Raw genomic sequence first — 15,597 nt, forward strand, 5'->3', positions numbered from 1 at the left:
TCTTTCCTTGCCTGTTCGGGACATCTAGCTCGCCTGTCGCAGTACGTCCAGAAATGCAGCGCCAAACCTTTCGTGACGGCGGTCGCCCAGAACCTGTTCGATGCCACGTGGATCGTCTGGCCGCAACTGCGCAACCTTGGCCAGTTGAGATGCAGAACAGGTCAACGGTTTGTCGATACCGTCCGGTCCTCGGGATAATTGCGACTGTACTTCGAGCAAACGGTCGTAGATTTCTCCCTGATCGCGCCCGGCAAGTTTACGGCGCGCCGGGTGCAATTCTTCGACCGCTCCGGTCAGGACTTCCAGAAACGTTGCTCCGTAACGTTCCAGCTTTTTCGCGCCGATGCCGTTGATCCGGGCCATGTCGTCCAACGTCGCTGGACGTGTTTCCGCCATCTCGATCAAGGTGCGGTCTGGAAAGATTACATAGGCCGGAACCCGCGCGGTTTCCGCCAGCGCACGCCGTTTGGCCTTTAGTGCACTCAACAGTGGCGCATCTTCTTCCGAAACCATCATTTTGACTGCAGGTCGGCGCGTGGCCTTGCGCAAAGTATCCTTACGCAAATTGATTTGCGCTTCGCCTTTCAAGACCGGCTTGGCAGCCTCGGTCATGCGCAGGGCGCCGTGGCGTTCGGGGTCGGGCCGGACAAGATCGTGTCCCATCATCTGCCGGAAGATCGCCTGCCATTGCGGGCGGGACCATTCCTTTCCGATGCCCCAGGTTGACAGGTTGTCATGACGTCGGGCGCGGATCTTGTCGGTCTCATTGGCTAGCAGGATATCGATAAGGTGACCCGAGCCGAACCATTCTTCGGTGCGTAGGATTGCGGACAGCGCCATGCGAACCGGGGTTGTGCCGTCGAACACCTCAGGTGGGCTGTCGCATAGATCGCATTTGCCGCAAGGTTCGGCCTGCTCTCCGAAATAGCCTAATAACGTCTGGCGACGGCATTCCAGAGCTTCGGCCAGCCCCAATAGGGAATTTAGCCGCGCGTGGTCAGCCATGCGGCGTTCGGGCGGGGCCAGCCCTTCGTCGATCTGAGAGCGGCGCAGTCGAATGTCATCAGGGCCGAACAGTGTCAGTGTTTCGGCTGGACCGCCATCTCGACCAGCGCGGCCGATCTCTTGATAATACGCCTCGATTGACTTGGGCAGGTCCGCATGGGCGACCCAGCGGATATCAGGTTTGTCGATGCCCATGCCAAAGGCGACAGTGGCAACGACGATCAGACCGTCTTCACGGGCAAAGCGGGTTTCGACGATACGGCGATCCTCGGGATCCATACCGCCGTGGTAATGGCAAGCCACATGGCCTTCGGCGCGCAGAGCCTGGGCCAGAACTTCGGTCTTGTTGCGGGTACCGCAATAGACAATGCCCGACTGGCCTTTGCGCGCGGCGGCAAAGTCCAGGATTTGTTTGCGCGGCCCGTCTTTGGCGGCAAAGGCCAGATGGATATTTGGGCGGTCAAACCCACGCAGAAACTTGCGGGGGGCAGAACCGTCGAAGAGTTTCTCGACGATCTCATCCTGTGTTTCAGCATCTGCAGTTGCAGTAAACGCGGCTAGCGGCACATTCAACGCGCGCCGCAACTCTCCGATCCGCAGGTAATCGGGGCGGAAGTCGTGACCCCATTGGCTTACGCAGTGTGCCTCATCAACCGCGATCAGACTGACATTGATCCTGCGCAGCATCCCCAGCGCTGACCCAGCGGCCAGGCGTTCGGGCGCCATGTAAAGCAGTTTCAGCCGCCCGGCCTCTAACGCCTCCCACACCGCATCGGTTTCTTCGGGTGTGTTGCCTGAGGTTAGCGCGCCGGCTTCGACACCAGCCTCTTGCAGACCGCGCACCTGATCGCGCATCAGAGCGATCAGTGGGGAAATCACAATGGTCACCCCGTCTCGCAACAACGCAGGCAGCTGAAAACACAGGGATTTACCACCCCCGGTGGGCATGATGGCCAGCACGTTTTCGCCTGAGGTCACGGCATCGACAATCTCTTCCTGACCGGGGCGGAAGTCGTCGAATCCAAAGACATCTCGCAGCAAAGGCGCGGCGTCAAACATGTGCGGGGTTGCCCTGTTTTAAGGTTTATCTGCTCTTAAGACAGGACAATCACATACTCAGAATCGCGGGACAAGAGGTCAGACGAAATAGACCATATTGTTGATCAGAATGATCCGCAGAGCATACACGCCGACCAGCACGACCAGAGGCGTCAGATCAAGCCCGCCCATATTCGGCAGGAAGCGACGGATTGGGCCATAGATAGGCTCTAGTATACGGTTCAGCCCATACCAAATTTGCGCGACAAGCTGTTGATGCAGGTTAAGCACCTGGAAATTGATCAGCCAGCTCATGATCACATGGGCCAGGATGATGAACCAGACAATGTCCAGGATCAGCAGCAAAATTTGGATCAGCGACAGCATGGGGCCTCCGGTTTGGTCGTGTGTCGAGACCTAAGCGCCCCTGCTTCAAAGAGCAAGCCCGTGCCAACAGAATGCTTGCGAAATGGTTTAAACGCCCGTCTTATGAGGCCAACGATAAACAGGGGCAGGCATGGCAGAGATTTCCAAGCGCAAGCGCATATGGGGCTGGTGGTTTTTCGACTGGGCCAGTCAGCCATACCATTCGCTTTTGGTCACTTTTGTCTTTGGTCCCTATTTTGCTGGTGTCGCAGCGGGGTATTACTCGAATACTGGAATGGACGCACAGGCCGCTGCTGCTCAGGCGCAGACAGTCTGGGCGCATTGTTTGACTGTAACCGGCTTGATCATCGCTTTTGGGGCTCCTCTATTGGGGGCTATGGCAGATGTTTCTGGACGCCGGATACCTTGGATATTCGGCTTTTCAGTCATGTATGCGGTGGGCTCCGCTGCATTGTGGTTCACGATGCCGGACGGGTCGAACATGTGGCTGATGTTGTCCGCCTTTGGGTTCGGCTTTGTAGGCGCTGAATATGCGCTGATCTTCATCAACTCTCAGCTTCCTGGCTTGGGCGACGACAATGAGGTCGGTGAGATTTCGGGATCGGGCTTTGCTTTTGGGTACTTTGGCGGGCTGATTTCTTTGGCGATTATGCTGTTGTTGTTTGTCGAGCAACCCAACGGCAAAACGCTGATCGGAATGGCACCGATGTTTGGGCTGAATGCCGAAGCTCGCGAGGGCACCCGCTTTGTTGGCCCCTTTACCGCGGGATGGTTCATCCTCTTCATGGTTCCCTACTTCCTGTGGGTCAGGGATGATCCGCAGACGGACAAAAAGGGCAGTTTCAGCGAAGCACTGAACCTGCTGATAAAATCCGTTTCCGACCTTCGCCATCGCGTGAGCCTCGCAAGCTATTTGGGATCGTCCATGTTCTACCGTGACGCGCTGAATGGGCTGTACAGCTTTGGCGGCGTGTACGCGCGACTGGTTCTTGAATGGGATCTGATCAAGATCGGTGTGTTCGGGATAGTCAGCGTTCTGGCCTCGGCAATCTTTGCGTGGATCGGTGGAAAGATGGATAAGAAATATGGCCCTAAACCGGTCATTCAGGTGGCTATCTGGGTTCTGATCTTTGTCTGTATCACCGTGATTTCGATGGACCGGACGCAGATCTACGGGATCAGCCTGCCTGAAGGATCAAACCTGCCGGATCTGGTTTTCTTCGGCTGCGGCATTCTGATCGGAGGCATGGGTGGCATTTTGCAATCCTCCAGCCGCTCGATGATGGTGCGGCATACCGACCCCAAGGCCCCGGTTGAGAGCTTTGGACTATATGGTTTGTCAGGTCGCGCAACCGCCTTTGCCGCGCCTTTGTTGATCGGGATTGCCACAACTATGACTGGCAGTGCACGGCTGGGGGTGTCACCAATCATTCTGTTGTTTATTCTGGGCCTGTTCCTAATGCGCTGGGTTAAACCGGAAGGGGATCAGAGCAGATGATTTTACTACGTTTTTTAGCGATAATCGCCGCGATCACATTGGCAGGCACGGCGGGGGCACAGCCTCTGGCCAAGCAATTGTTCGGGGCTCAAAAGCAAAGTTCACAACAAAAACCAGCCGCGTTCGGCAGTTATTCGCGCGGATGTGCTGCCGGGTCAGTGCAGCTGCCCGAGACAGGTCCCACATGGCAGGCCATGCGCTTGTCGCGCAATCGCAACTGGGGCCATCCTGCGGCAATCGACTATGTGCAGGATCTCAGCCGTTTTGCCGCCAAACAACCGGGTTGGAATGGTCTCTATATCGGGGATATCAGTCAGCCCAGAGGCGGACCGATGACATCAGGCCACCGGTCTCATCAACTGGGTTTGGATATCGATATCTGGATGCTGCCGGGCGACAACATGCGGCTATCCCGAAAAGCGCGCGAGAATATATCGTCAATTTCGCTGCGCCGCTCAAACGGGGCGTATGTCAATGGCAACTGGACCAAGCAGCACCACGCAGTTCTGCGCGAAGCCGCTAAGGACAAGCGTGTTGCCCGGATTTTCGTCTTTCCGGGCGCCAAAGTGCAGATGTGCAATGAAGAGAAAGGTAACCGCGCCTATTTACGTAAAATCCGCCCCTGGTGGGGGCATCATTATCATTTCCACGTACGCTTAAAATGCCCAAAAGGCTCAAGGGGCTGTGTCAATCAGGACGCACCGCCAAAGGGTGACGGGTGTGCTGAGGCCCAGCAATGGGTGAAAAACATTCTCAGCCCGCCTCCACCTGACCCAAATGCACCGCCGCCAAAGAAACGGCGTGAACATCGTCTATCGGATTTACCACAGCAATGCGCAGCCGTTTTGCAATCCAACTAAGCGCGGCATTGTTGTTAGCCGGATCGGTCTGGGCGGTTGAGGTAAAGAAAGCCACTCAGCTGAACAGTTATGCCTGGCAGTATGGCGCGGAATGGTTCGGTGGGCTTTCAGCGCTGCATATCTCAGATAACGGTCGCCAGGTTATTGCCCTGAGCGACCGTGCCACGCTGATCCGTGCGTCAATCACGCGCGACGAAGGTGAGATCACCGGTGTTCGAGTTACTGGCAATTGGCCGGTTCTATCCAGTCAAGGTCGCCCGCTTTCGGGGCGATCAGCGGATTCTGAAGGTATCGCTGTAGCTCCAGATGGCAGCTACTTTATCTCGTTCGAGAACATTCATCGTGTGGCTCACTATGCGGCGCCGGATGCCAATGCACGGGTGCTGCCACGCCCTGACACGTTTAACGACCTGATTTTAAACGGGTCGCTCGAGGCGGTTGCAATTGATGACACTGGGCGGCTTTACACCCTGACTGAGAAAAGCCGCACGCCACAGGGTGATATTCCAGTGTACCGTTGGGACGGGCACGCATGGTCAACGCCGTTTGTCCTGCCGCAGCGGGGCAAGTTCCAGCCCGTGTCCGCTGATTTTGGACCCGATGGCCGGTTTTACGTATTGGAGCGCAGCTTTTCTCTGATCGGCTTCCGATCGAGGCTGCGCCGGTGGCAAATCCAAGGGGATAGTCCGGTGGCCGAGGAAACCTTGTTTACGTCCGGCACCAGAGCACATGATAATCTCGAAGGGCTTTCTGTGTGGCGAGACGATCAAGGTCTATTGCGTGCCACTATGGTCTCGGACGACAATTTTTTAAACCTACAGCGAACAGAGTTGGTTGAGTATTTGCTGCCGGATTGACTCGGGCCGGGCAAAGGTCTAAACGCACGGCTTGCCTTGGGATGAGCCCTTGGCCAAGTCGCCGCTACCTTGTCAAAACGGGCATCTTAAAATGCAACGCGCTTATATTCCCGGCATTATTGCCATGGCTGCCATTGTTGTGGCCTCAAACATTCTGGTTCAGTTCCTGATCTTTGACGGGCTGCTGACTTGGGGTGCTTTCACTTATCCTTTGGCCTTCCTGGTCACTGACATCATGAACCGCGTCTATGGCGTGGCCACCGCCCGCAAGGTTGTGTTTGCAGGGTTCATTACAGGTATCATCTGCTCGCTGATCGGCAGCCAGATCATGCTGCAGGGTGATGGGTTCACCTACGCCGCCGTACCGCTGCGGATCGCCGTAGCTTCGGGTACAGCTTTCCTGATCGCGCAACTGACCGATGTTACAGTATTCAACGCAATGCGCGGTGGCCGCTGGTGGCGTGCGCCGCTGGTCTCGACCTTGATCGGTTCGGCATTGGACACCGCACTGTTCTTCACCATCGCGTTTTCGGCCTCGGTCACTTTCTTCGGTGCCAATGCTGACGCTGCGATCAACTGGGCGTGGGAGCCGGTTCCCTTCATGCTGACTGGCCCGATGGCCCCTCTGTGGGTGACGCTGGCTTTCGCTGATTGGCTGGTGAAACTATCTCTGGCGCTGATCGCCCTGATCCCATTCAAAGTGATCGTCGCGCGCCTGACTGCACAGCCCGCGTAAAAAAGTGCTTTGAGAATGGCGCATCTTGTGTCAGGCTCAGAGTTAACCGCAACAGATAGAAAAGGAGGTGATCCAGTGTCGAGAAAGAGATTGGAGAGAGGTGTCGGAACAACCGGGGGGATCGCCTGTTAAGGCAGCCCTTGGCGGAGCGCTCGCTCCGGCTGGTCGATTGATCTAACCGACCCAACCTCCTTGTACTTTCGAAGGGCCGTCCCGCCGGGGCGGCCCTTTCTGTTTCCGAATGCGCCGGTTAAGGTCGCGCTCATGTTGCGCATCAATGACGATATCACTCTGCAAGACTGGGAAATGACCGAAAGCTTTGTGCGGTCTTCGGGTCCTGGCGGGCAGAATGTGAACAAGGTCTCGACCGCTGTTGAGCTGCGGTTCGAGGCAGCGCGCTCGCCGTCTTTACCCGATCCGGTTAAAAACCGGCTGAAACGGTTAGCGGGGCGGCGTTGGACAAAGGACGGTGCAATCATCATTCAATGCGAGGAAACCCGCAGCCAGGCCCGTAACCGCGAAATTGCACGGGCGCGGCTGGCCGAACTGATCACCCGAGCGCTGGTCAATCCCAAGCGGCGGATTGCGACCAAACCCACCTATGGCTCAGTGAAACGGCGGCTGGCAGCCAAAAAGGCGCGTTCTGATGTGAAGGCTCTGCGCGGAAAGATCTCGGAAGATTGATCTGGTAACTTCGTCGCGCCTTGCTAGTCTGGACCCGCAAGGGAGAGCAAGATCATGAGGTTAGAGGGAAAAACCGCAATCGTCACTGGTGGCGCTTCGGGCTTCGGCGCTGGGATCGTGCAGAAGTTCCTGTCCGAGGGGGCTCGGGTAATGATTGCTGACATCAACGGCGATGCGGCCGAGGTTCAGGCAAAGCAGCATGGACCGAACGCTATTGCCCAATTGGTTGATGTGGCGGATTCTGCCTCGGTGCAGGCGATGGCGGATACAGTGATGGACCGGTTCGGGCATCTGGATATTCTGGTGAATAACGCGGGTGTCACGCATTTACCGACACCCTTGGAAGACGTCACAGAGGAAGACTTTGATCGCGTCTTCAATGTGAATATGAAATCTGTCTATCTGACCGCGCGGGCATTGGTGCCCGCGATGAAGGCACGAGGTACAGGGGCTATTCTGAACGTGGCCTCAACGGCCGGCCTTTCACCGCGCCCGAACCTGAACTGGTATAATGCGTCCAAAGGCTGGATGATCACTGCAACCAAGACCATGGCAGTGGAATTGGCTCCGTCCGGAGTACGAGTTAACGCAATCTGTCCGGTCGCTGGCGAGACGCCGTTGCTAAAGTCATTTATGGGCGAAGATACACCGGAAGTTCGTGCGAAGTTCCTGTCTACTATCCCGCTGGGGCGTTTTTCGACGCCAGACGACATGGCCAACGCTGCATGCTTCTTGTGCTCGGATGAGGCAAGTATGATCACCGGAGCGGCCCTTGAGGTCGACGGCGGTCGCTGTATCTGAGGACGACACATGATCCCCGGACCCCGAAACCTGATCACTGATGTCCCCGGCTTGTTGGTTGGCAATGCGCAGGATGACGTGCTGAAATCTGGTGCGACTGTCCTGACTTCGGCTGACGCCTTCACTGCCTCGGTTCATGTGATGGGCGGCGCGCCGGGAACACGTGAGACCGATCTGCTGGCGCCGGATAAAACCGTGACGAAAGTGGACGCAATAGCTCTGTCCGGTGGGTCTGCCTTTGGGTTAGATGCTTGTTCCGGCGTGTCCGACGCTCTGCGATCTCGCGGTCGCGGGTTTCCGGTTGGACAAACTATAGTGCCGATCGTGCCGGGCGCGATCTTGTTCGACCTGCTGAATGGCGGTGACAAGAACTGGATAAAAAACCCTTATCGCGCTCTGGGGGCTGCAGCTTTTGAAGCTGCATCCGAAGACTTCTCGCTGGGATCAGTAGGGGCTGGTACCGGCGCACTGGCGGCAATGCACAAGGGTGGCCTTGGTTCCGCATCTGTAACGTTGGATAACGGTTTCACCGTTGGCGCGTTGGTTGCGGCCAATCCGTTAGGCAGTGTCACCACCCCCGGAGATCGCCATTTTTGGGCTGCGCCTTTTGAGGTTGCGGACGAATTCGGCGGATTAGGTCCTGATCCAAATGCGGGGCTGGGCGTGCCGCCACTTAGTCGTAAGGCTCAGGCGATGCGGCCAGCCGAGCCGGACAAGGCCAACACCACCATCGCAATAGTGGCGACCGACGCAGCACTCACCAAACCGCAATGCCAGCGCTTGGCCGTTGCGGCGCATGACGGGATCGCACGCGCTGTTCTTCCAGCTCACACCCCGGGAGACGGAGACTTAGTGTTCGGCATCAGTACAGGAGCGCGCCCCCTGACGAGCGAGACAGAGGTTGGAATGCTTGGGCACGCGGCTTCGTTATGCCTGAGCCGCGCGATTGCACGCGCCGTATATCTGGCGACACCTGCGGCGGGCGACCTTTTGCCGTGCTGGTCCCAGGTCCATGACTTTTGTTAAGTTTTAAACGCTTTCTCCCGCGACACAGTGCCAGTACGCGGCAATCTGCGCGTTGACTCTCCTGGGTCTGAGCGCTCCATTCTTGTCAGCCAAAATGTATTGGAGCAAAAGCTATGAATCGCATCCTTGCTACTGCAATCGTCGGCCTGCTGGCTGTACCCGCATATGCCGAAGGAGACGCCGAAGCCGGCAAAAAGGCCTTTAACAAGTGCAAGTCCTGCCACCAGATTGCTGATCCCGCGGGTGAAGTGATTGTCAAAGGCGGTAAGACCGGTCCGAACCTTTATGGTATCGCCGGGCGTGCTGCAGGCACTGTCGAAGGCTTTAAGTATGGCGACAGTATCGTTTTAGCTGGCGAAAATGGGCTGGTTTGGGACGAAACGACCTTTGTCGAGTACGCTCAGGACCCCAAGGCGTTCCTGAAGACTTATCTGGATGACACAGCCGCGAAATCCAAGATGACCTTCAAGCTGAAGTCGGGCGGCGAAGACGTTTATGCTTATATCGTCAGTGTCTCGGGCGAATAACGTCTGATTTCTGGTAGCTGGTAAGAATACAAAAGGCCGCAGCCCCTGCGGCCTTTCGTGCGCTTGATAACGCGAACAATCAGCGCCACTTTGAACCTGCACGGTGATGGACGCCTTGCGCATATCTCGCAAAGCCAAGCCGAATGGGCCGCAGCCAAGTAACATCTGGCCTTTCAGGCGGACCGGCAGCAGGAGACGACCGATGGGAATTATGATCCCAGCCTGGGTTAATGGCGAATTGACCCCCGTGGACAAGTTGGAGGCTCATGAAAAGGGTCTCAGACACAAGGCTGTGTCTGTCTTTGTCGTGCGGGGAACTGAGATTTTGCTGCAACGCCGGGCGCTGGGCAAATACCACACGCCGGGCCTGTGGGCGAATACCTGCTGTACTCACCCGGACTGGGGCGAAACCCCTTCGGAATGTGCAGTGCGGCGGTTGCGCGAAGAGCTGGGCATTACTGGCCTGTATCCCGAATACCGCCATCGCTTGGAATATCATGCTGACGTAGGCAACAACATGATCGAGCATGAGGTGGTCGACGTGTTTCTGGCGCATGTGCGCGGCCCGCTGCAAATCGAGCCTAATCCGGACGAAGTGATGGAAATCAGGTGGATTGACTATCACGATTTGCTGGCCGAGGTGAAACGCCATCCGGATCGGTTTACACCGTGGCTGAAAATCTACTTGCACAACCACGCTGACACGATTTTTGGCCCGGATCTTATCATCTCGTCTAAGACCTGACGGCTTCGGCTTGCAAGGGCCGCCCAAGCCGCCTAAATCAACGCGTCATGGCTAAGCAGAAGACAGACCCGAATTATAAAGTCATCGCCGAGAACCGGCGTGCGCGCTTCGATTATGCGATCGAGGACGATATCGAATGCGGAATCGTACTTGAGGGGTCCGAGGTCAAATCTCTGCGCGCAGGTGGCTCGAACATCGCCGAAAGCTATGCTTCGGTCGATGATGGTGAGTTATGGTTGGTCAACAGCTACATCGCGCCCTACGAGCAGGCCAAGGTGTTCAAGCACGAAGAACGCCGCCGTCGCAAGCTGCTGGTGTCGCGCAAAGAGCTGGCGAACCTATGGAATGCAACCCAGCGCAAAGGAATGACGCTGGTGCCGTTGGTTCTGTACTTCAACCACAAAGGTCGCGCCAAGATTAAGATCGGCATCGCGAAGGGTAAAAAGCTGCATGACAAGCGCGAGACGCAGGCCAAACGCGATTGGTCGCGTCAGAAGCAGCGGTTGATGAAGGATCATAGCTGATCCTTCACAGGCTTCAGAACGCCATGGCTGCGGAAACGGCGCGTTTCCAGCGGTCATAAGCGGCGTCACGCTCTTCTTCGGACAATTCCGGCTCAAAACGGCGGTCCAACGCCCAAGTGTCTGAGAACCCATCTTGGTCAGGGTAAACACCAGCCCGCATTCCGGCCAGCCAGGCTGCACCCAATGCCGTGGTTTCTTGCATAACAGGGCGGTCTACGGCCGCACCAAGATAATCCGACAGACCTTGCATGGCCCAGTCAGACGCGCTGGCGCCGCCATCGACCCTTAACGTCACATCGGTATCCGCGCCCCAGTCTCCCTGCATGGCGTGCCACAGATCGCGGGTTTGATAAGCGATGCTCTCAAGTGTTGCCTTGGCAAATTCCGCACGACCGGAGTTACGGGTCAGGCCAAACACCGCGCCGCGGCAATCGGGCTTCCAATAGGGCGCACCGAGGCCGGTAAAGGCGGGTACAAGCACCACGTGTTGGTTTGGATCGGCCTGCTGCGCCAACTCACCGCTTTCCGGGGCCGACTCGATGATCTGGAGAGCGTCGCGCAACCACTGTACGGCTGCACCGGCTACAAAGATCGATCCCTCCAGCGCGTAGGTCCTTTTGCCATCCAGCTGATAGGCAATGGTCGTGAGAAGGCGGTTTTTCGATTCAACCGGTTTGTCACCCGTATTCAGCAGAGCAAAACAGCCCGTGCCATAGGTCGATTTCATCATGCCGGGCTGGAAGCAAGCCTGCCCGATAGTGGCGGCTTGTTGATCCCCAGCCACGCCCAGAATCGGTATATTTCCCCCTAATAGGGTCGTATTTCCAAAATCCGACGCGCAATCATGCACCTCGGGGAGCATGTTCATTGGCACATCCAGCAGGTCGCAGATTTCCGAACTCCATTCGCCTTTGTGAATGTCGAACAGCAGTGTACGCGCGGCGTTGGTGGCATCGGTGGCATGGCTGCGCCCCTCAGTCAGGCGCCAGATCAGAAAACTGTCAATGGTGCCGAACATCAGTTCTCCGGCTTCTGCGCGATCGCGTGCACCAGGCACGCTGTCCAGCAGCCATTTCACTTTGGTACCCGAGAAATAAGGGTCCAGCAGCAGCCCGGTCTGGGTGGTTATGTCATCCTCGCAACCAGCCTGCTTGTAGCGCGCGCAGATCTCTGCGGTGCGACGGTCCTGCCAGACGATTGCGTTGTGGATGGGTTCGCCGGTTGTTCGGTCCCAGACAACGGTGGTTTCACGCTGGTTGGTAATTCCGATACCTGCGATCTGATCGGATGTAACGCCTGTAGTCTCCATCACCTCTCGGCAAACGCGCAGGACGCTGTCCCAGATTTCCTCAGCGTCGTGTTCGACCCAGCCTTCCTGCGGGAAATGCTGGGTGAATTCATGCTGCGCTATTCCTGCGCGTTGCATTTCCGCGTCGAACAAAATGGCCCGCGATGATGTGGTGCCCTGATCAATAGCGAGAATATAGGTCATTTCCCGCGCCCCTCCCGTTTGGTTTTGCGGGACTTTAGCGCAAACAGCGACGCGGTTGCCAGAGCGTTCAGACAGGAATGTTGTCGATCAGCCGCACCCCATCTGCCCAAGCGGCCGCAAACAGGCGGGCAGGGCGGTTGGCGTGGGTCAAGGGTTCGAGTGTTTCAGCGCAACGAAGCTGAATGTACTCGACCTGCGAGAAGCCGGCGGCCAGCAGATCAGTCTGTGCCTGTATAGCAAGTGCATCGAACGCATCGCCGTTTTTCAGTGCGACAGCCATACCATTCATGATCCGGTGCTTGTTTGCTGCAACCAATAAACCGTCGCTCGACAGGCGTTGGTTGCGCGACGACATTGCCAGACCCGAGGGTTCACGCACCGTTGGGCAGCCGATTACCTCAATAGGAATGTCCAGATCCCAAGCCATGCGGCGGACGACCATCAACTGTTGATAGTCTTTTTCACCGAAATAGGCTCGATCCGCCTGCGTTTGCAGGAACAACTTAGCGACTACTGTGGCGACGCCGTCGAAGTGACCCGGGCGGAATTCACCCTCCATCACATCGGTCAGACCCGAGACAGACACATTGGTGGCAAAGCCCTGCGGATAGATCTCTTCCGGGTCGGGCACATAGATTGCATCTACGCCAAAGGGGGCCAGCTTCTGCGCATCTTCGTTTTCGGTGCGCGGATACTTGGCCAGGTCTTCAGGGTTGTTGAACTGTTTTGGGTTCACAAAGATTGTCACAATGACCCGATCAGTTCCTGCCTTTGCAGCTTCGACGAGTGACAAGTGTCCCTCGTGTAGAGCGCCCATGGTCGGAACGACACCGATCGTCTCTCCCTCGCGGTGCCAATTGGTTGTCAATGCACGCAGGTCACTCAGGCGACGCAGAATAGGAGCGGTCATGTGTTAGAGCCCTTGGCCGGAGCCTGATCTGCGAAAATATGCTCGGCCGCAGGAAATGCGCGCGCGCGTACTTCGGCGGCGTATTCGGCGATTGCTGCTTCGGCCTGTGGGCCAAGCTCGGCATAGCGTTTGACGAATTTCGGCTTAAAGGCTGTGAAAAAGCCGACCATGTCATCGACCACCAGAATTTGTCCGTCACAGCCGGCAGAGGCACCAATGCCGATGGTCGGAATTGCAACCTCAGCCGTAATCGTGTCGGCCAGACCCTGCGGCACCTTTTCAAGCACCACGGAAAACGCGCCAGCCTCGGCCACTGCGTGGGCGTCGGCAAGCACGGCTTGCGCCTGTTCATCCCGGCCTTGAACCTTGTAGCCACCCAGCGTGTTGATCGATTGTGGCGTCAGACCAATATGGGCCATCACGGGAATACCGCGCTTGACCAAAAAGCGGATGGTTTCGGCCATCTCGACGCCGCCTTCAAGCTTGACCGCGCCAGCGCCGGTTTCTGCCATCAGCCGCGCCGCGTTTCGGAAAGCGTCTGCGGGTGAATGCTCGTAACTGGCAAAGGGCATGTCGATGACCATCATGGCTTTGCTGAGCCCGCGCGATACGGCCTGCCCATGCAGGATCATCATCTCCATCGTCACCCCGAGGGTCGACTCCAAGCCGTGAAGCACCATCCCCACGCTGTCGCCCACAAGAACGAAGTCGCAATGATCGTCCATTAGCCGCGCCATTGGCGTGGTGTAGGCGGTCAAACTGACCAGAGGTTCGCCACCCTTGCGGGCACGAATGTCCTCGGCGTTGGGTGCTTTTTTACGGGCGGTGGCGCTCATTGTCGCTCCTCCGGGGTTCTTGTTGCAGCGCGGCATAGCAGATCAAAGCGGGCCAGAGAAACCCCGGTTGCGCGAACATTTCCTTGATTGACCTGAGGTTTAAAGGGACATTGAGTTGAGAAAGGCCCCAAAAAATGCCGGGCCATATTTATTTGCGGGGAGAGATTTTAATGACAAAGCAGACATTTCGGTCCTTTGCATCGGCTCTGGCGTTAGGGGCCAGCTTGTTCGCTACGCAGGCGCTGGCCAAATCCGATATAACCATCGCTATGCAGCTGGAACCGCCCCATCTAGACCCGACAAGCGCTGCGGCCCAAGCCATCGATTCGGTCGTGTACACAAACATTTTCGAAGGTTTGACGCGCTTTATGGGCGATGGATCGGTAGTGCCGGGTCTGGCTGAAAGCTGGGATATTTCGGATGACGGAACAGTCTATACGTTCAAGCTGCGCGAGGGTGTGACGTTCCATGATGGAACTACAATGGACGCAGAGGACGTCAAGTTCAGTCTGGATCGCGCGGCTGCCGATGACAGTGTTAACGCTCAGAAGGCTTTGTTTGCCGGGATCACCAGCGTTGAGGTGGTCGATCCGCTGACCGTCAAAGTGACATTGTCTGAGCCGAACGGGAATTTTCTGTTCAACATGGCATGGGGCGACGCAGTGATCGTGGCTCCAGAAAGCATCGACAACATTAAGACCAACCCCGTTGGAACCGGTGCCTTCACTTTTGGAGATTGGGTCCAGGGCGATAGTATAACCTTGAACCGCAACCCCAATTATTGGGGCGATCAGCCGGCATTGGAAAAGGCCACATTCAAATTTATCTCGGATCCCACGGCCGCCTTTGCCGCCATGATGGCCGAAGATGTGGATGTGTTCGATAATTTCCCAGCGCCCGAGAACCTGCCTCAGTTCGAGGCTGATCCAAGGTTTCAGGTACTTGTTGGCTCGACTGAGGGTGAAACTATCCTGTCGACGAATAACAAGCAGCCACCGTTTGACGATATCTCGGTTCGTGCCGCCATGGCCCATGCGATTGACCGTCAGGCAATCATTGACGGTGCGATGTTTGGCTATGGGACGCCGATCGGCAGCCACTTCGCGCCTCATAACCCGGCCTACGTCGATCTGACTGAGAATTCAGCTTATGACCCCGAAAAAGCCGCCAAGCTGCTGGCTGATGCAGGTTATGCCGATGGATTCAAAACCACACTCCATCTGCCGCCTCCGTCCTATGCCCGTCGTGGAGGCGAGATTATTGCAGCGCAATTGGCAGAGGTCGGGATTGAAGCTGAAATAATTAATGTGGAATGGGCGCAATGGCTGGAATCCGTGTTCAAAGGCAAGGATTTCGGTCTGACTATTGTCAGCCACACCGAACCGATGGATATCGGCATCTATGCGCGGCCGGACTACTATTTCCAATATGATAGTCTGGATGCTCAGACGCTGATGGACACGTTGAACGCGACGACTGACCCGGAAGAGCGCAAGAAACTACTGGGCGAAATGCAGCGGCTTATCGCGAACGATTTCGTCAATGGCTACCTTTTCCAGTTGGCCAAGCTGGGTGTCGCCAAGGCAGGTGTGCAAGGTCTTTGGGAAAACGCGCCAACGGCTGCAATAGATCTCACGCAGATCAGCTGGTCTGAATAAGAAATTTGCTGGG

At 56.7% G+C, this 15,597-nt stretch carries 16 protein-coding genes; 11 read left to right on the forward strand and 5 right to left on the reverse strand.

Annotated elements, in window-relative coordinates; translation table 11 throughout:
• Positions 1-24: 24 nt before the first annotated feature.
• Together recQ and ACR0EO_RS12080 are read right to left on the reverse strand one after the other, a co-directional pair.
• The gene (gene recQ / locus ACR0EO_RS12075) at positions 25-2,064 is read right to left on the reverse strand and encodes a DNA helicase RecQ (protein WP_480690193.1); all 2,040 of its coding nucleotides are present in this window, start codon (positions 2,062-2,064) and stop codon (positions 25-27) included.
• Between the two features lie 78 nt (positions 2,065-2,142).
• Positions 2,143-2,430 carry a YggT family protein gene (locus ACR0EO_RS12080; RefSeq protein ID WP_170772954.1) on the reverse strand — a complete coding sequence of 96 codons (288 nt, stop codon included), beginning with the start codon at positions 2,428-2,430 and terminating at the stop codon, positions 2,143-2,145.
• Positions 2,431-2,560: 130 nt separating this feature from the next.
• On the opposite strand from ACR0EO_RS12080, the gene ACR0EO_RS12085 reads away from it, so the two are divergent.
• The 10 genes from ACR0EO_RS12085 to smpB all read left to right on the forward strand — a co-directional run bounded on the left by ACR0EO_RS12085 (position 2,561) and on the right by smpB (position 10,688).
• Positions 2,561-3,928, forward strand: a complete 1,368-nt coding sequence (locus ACR0EO_RS12085; protein ID WP_480690194.1) for an MFS transporter — start codon at positions 2,561-2,563, stop codon at positions 3,926-3,928.
• Entirely contained in the window at positions 3,925-4,788 is an 864-nt protein-coding gene (gene mepA / locus ACR0EO_RS12090; RefSeq protein WP_480690196.1) for a penicillin-insensitive murein endopeptidase, read from the forward strand. The genes ACR0EO_RS12085 and mepA overlap by 4 nt, the downstream gene beginning before the upstream one ends.
• Entirely contained in the window at positions 4,761-5,645 is an 885-nt protein-coding gene (locus tag ACR0EO_RS12095; RefSeq protein WP_480690198.1) for an esterase-like activity of phytase family protein, read from the forward strand. The genes mepA and ACR0EO_RS12095 overlap by 28 nt, the downstream gene beginning before the upstream one ends.
• A gap of 91 nt (positions 5,646-5,736) precedes the next feature.
• A complete protein-coding gene (locus ACR0EO_RS12100; protein WP_480690199.1) occupies positions 5,737-6,381 on the forward strand; it encodes a queuosine precursor transporter in 645 nt (214 codons plus the stop codon).
• 264 nt (positions 6,382-6,645) lie between these two features.
• A complete protein-coding gene (gene arfB / locus ACR0EO_RS12105; protein WP_480690201.1) occupies positions 6,646-7,065 on the forward strand; it encodes an alternative ribosome rescue aminoacyl-tRNA hydrolase ArfB in 420 nt (139 codons plus the stop codon).
• Positions 7,066-7,119: 54 nt separating this feature from the next.
• On the forward strand, positions 7,120-7,866 hold the full coding sequence (locus tag ACR0EO_RS12110; protein ID WP_480690203.1) for an SDR family oxidoreductase: 747 nt from the start codon (positions 7,120-7,122) through the stop codon (positions 7,864-7,866).
• A gap of 9 nt (positions 7,867-7,875) precedes the next feature.
• Positions 7,876-8,892 carry a P1 family peptidase gene (locus ACR0EO_RS12115; protein ID WP_480690205.1) on the forward strand — a complete coding sequence of 339 codons (1,017 nt, stop codon included), beginning with the start codon at positions 7,876-7,878 and terminating at the stop codon, positions 8,890-8,892.
• Between the two features lie 113 nt (positions 8,893-9,005).
• Entirely contained in the window at positions 9,006-9,419 is a 414-nt protein-coding gene (locus tag ACR0EO_RS12120; RefSeq protein WP_480690207.1) for a c-type cytochrome, read from the forward strand.
• 202 nt (positions 9,420-9,621) lie between these two features.
• A complete protein-coding gene (gene idi, locus ACR0EO_RS12125) occupies positions 9,622-10,164 on the forward strand; it encodes an isopentenyl-diphosphate Delta-isomerase (protein ID WP_480690209.1) in 543 nt (180 codons plus the stop codon).
• 47 nt (positions 10,165-10,211) lie between these two features.
• Positions 10,212-10,688, forward strand: a complete 477-nt coding sequence (gene smpB / locus ACR0EO_RS12130; RefSeq protein WP_480690211.1) for an SsrA-binding protein SmpB — start codon at positions 10,212-10,214, stop codon at positions 10,686-10,688.
• A 13-nt stretch (positions 10,689-10,701) separates the two neighbouring features.
• On the opposite strand, the gene glpK is transcribed toward smpB, so the two are convergent.
• The 3 genes from glpK to panB form a co-directional block, all read right to left on the reverse strand.
• Positions 10,702-12,180: a glycerol kinase GlpK gene (glpK, locus tag ACR0EO_RS12135; RefSeq protein ID WP_480690212.1), complete on the reverse strand. Its 1,479-nt coding sequence runs from the start codon at positions 12,178-12,180 to the stop codon at positions 10,702-10,704.
• A gap of 67 nt (positions 12,181-12,247) precedes the next feature.
• Complete coding sequence (gene panC / locus ACR0EO_RS12140; protein ID WP_480690214.1) at positions 12,248-13,090, reverse strand: pantoate--beta-alanine ligase; 843 nt, start codon at positions 13,088-13,090, stop codon at positions 12,248-12,250.
• Positions 13,087-13,926: a 3-methyl-2-oxobutanoate hydroxymethyltransferase gene (gene panB, locus ACR0EO_RS12145; RefSeq protein ID WP_480690216.1), complete on the reverse strand. Its 840-nt coding sequence runs from the start codon at positions 13,924-13,926 to the stop codon at positions 13,087-13,089. The genes panC and panB overlap by 4 nt, the downstream gene beginning before the upstream one ends.
• A 170-nt stretch (positions 13,927-14,096) precedes the next feature.
• Here panB and ACR0EO_RS12150 point away from each other — a divergent pair, with 170 nt between their 5' ends.
• On the forward strand, positions 14,097-15,584 hold the full coding sequence (locus tag ACR0EO_RS12150; protein WP_480690218.1) for an ABC transporter substrate-binding protein: 1,488 nt from the start codon (positions 14,097-14,099) through the stop codon (positions 15,582-15,584).
• Positions 15,585-15,597 lie beyond the last annotated feature (13 nt).

The organism is Ruegeria sp. BE9, assembly GCF_056538765.1.

Bases quoted from the DNA above. Each gene is read 5' to 3' on its own strand.
- ACR0EO_RS12095 (WP_480690198.1), top strand. From the start codon at position 4,761: ATGCGCAGCCGTTTTGCAATCCAACTAAGCGCGGCATTGTTGTTAGCC.
- ACR0EO_RS12080 (WP_170772954.1), bottom strand. From the start codon at position 2,430: ATGCTGTCGCTGATCCAAATTTTGCTGCTGATCCTGGACATTGTCTGG.
- ACR0EO_RS12100 (WP_480690199.1), top strand. From the start codon at position 5,737: ATGCAACGCGCTTATATTCCCGGCATTATTGCCATGGCTGCCATTGTT.
- ACR0EO_RS12150 (WP_480690218.1), top strand. From the start codon at position 14,097: ATGACAAAGCAGACATTTCGGTCCTTTGCATCGGCTCTGGCGTTAGGG.
- recQ (WP_480690193.1), bottom strand. From the start codon at position 2,064: ATGTTTGACGCCGCGCCTTTGCTGCGAGATGTCTTTGGATTCGACGAC.
- ACR0EO_RS12120 (WP_480690207.1), top strand. From the start codon at position 9,006: ATGAATCGCATCCTTGCTACTGCAATCGTCGGCCTGCTGGCTGTACCC.
- glpK (WP_480690212.1), bottom strand. From the start codon at position 12,180: ATGACCTATATTCTCGCTATTGATCAGGGCACCACATCATCGCGGGCC.
- idi (WP_480690209.1), top strand. From the start codon at position 9,622: ATGGGAATTATGATCCCAGCCTGGGTTAATGGCGAATTGACCCCCGTG.
- mepA (WP_480690196.1), top strand. From the start codon at position 3,925: ATGATTTTACTACGTTTTTTAGCGATAATCGCCGCGATCACATTGGCA.
- smpB (WP_480690211.1), top strand. From the start codon at position 10,212: ATGGCTAAGCAGAAGACAGACCCGAATTATAAAGTCATCGCCGAGAAC.
- ACR0EO_RS12115 (WP_480690205.1), top strand. From the start codon at position 7,876: ATGATCCCCGGACCCCGAAACCTGATCACTGATGTCCCCGGCTTGTTG.
- arfB (WP_480690201.1), top strand. From the start codon at position 6,646: ATGTTGCGCATCAATGACGATATCACTCTGCAAGACTGGGAAATGACC.
- ACR0EO_RS12110 (WP_480690203.1), top strand. From the start codon at position 7,120: ATGAGGTTAGAGGGAAAAACCGCAATCGTCACTGGTGGCGCTTCGGGC.
- panB (WP_480690216.1), bottom strand. From the start codon at position 13,926: ATGAGCGCCACCGCCCGTAAAAAAGCACCCAACGCCGAGGACATTCGT.
- ACR0EO_RS12085 (WP_480690194.1), top strand. From the start codon at position 2,561: ATGGCAGAGATTTCCAAGCGCAAGCGCATATGGGGCTGGTGGTTTTTC.
- panC (WP_480690214.1), bottom strand. From the start codon at position 13,090: ATGACCGCTCCTATTCTGCGTCGCCTGAGTGACCTGCGTGCATTGACA.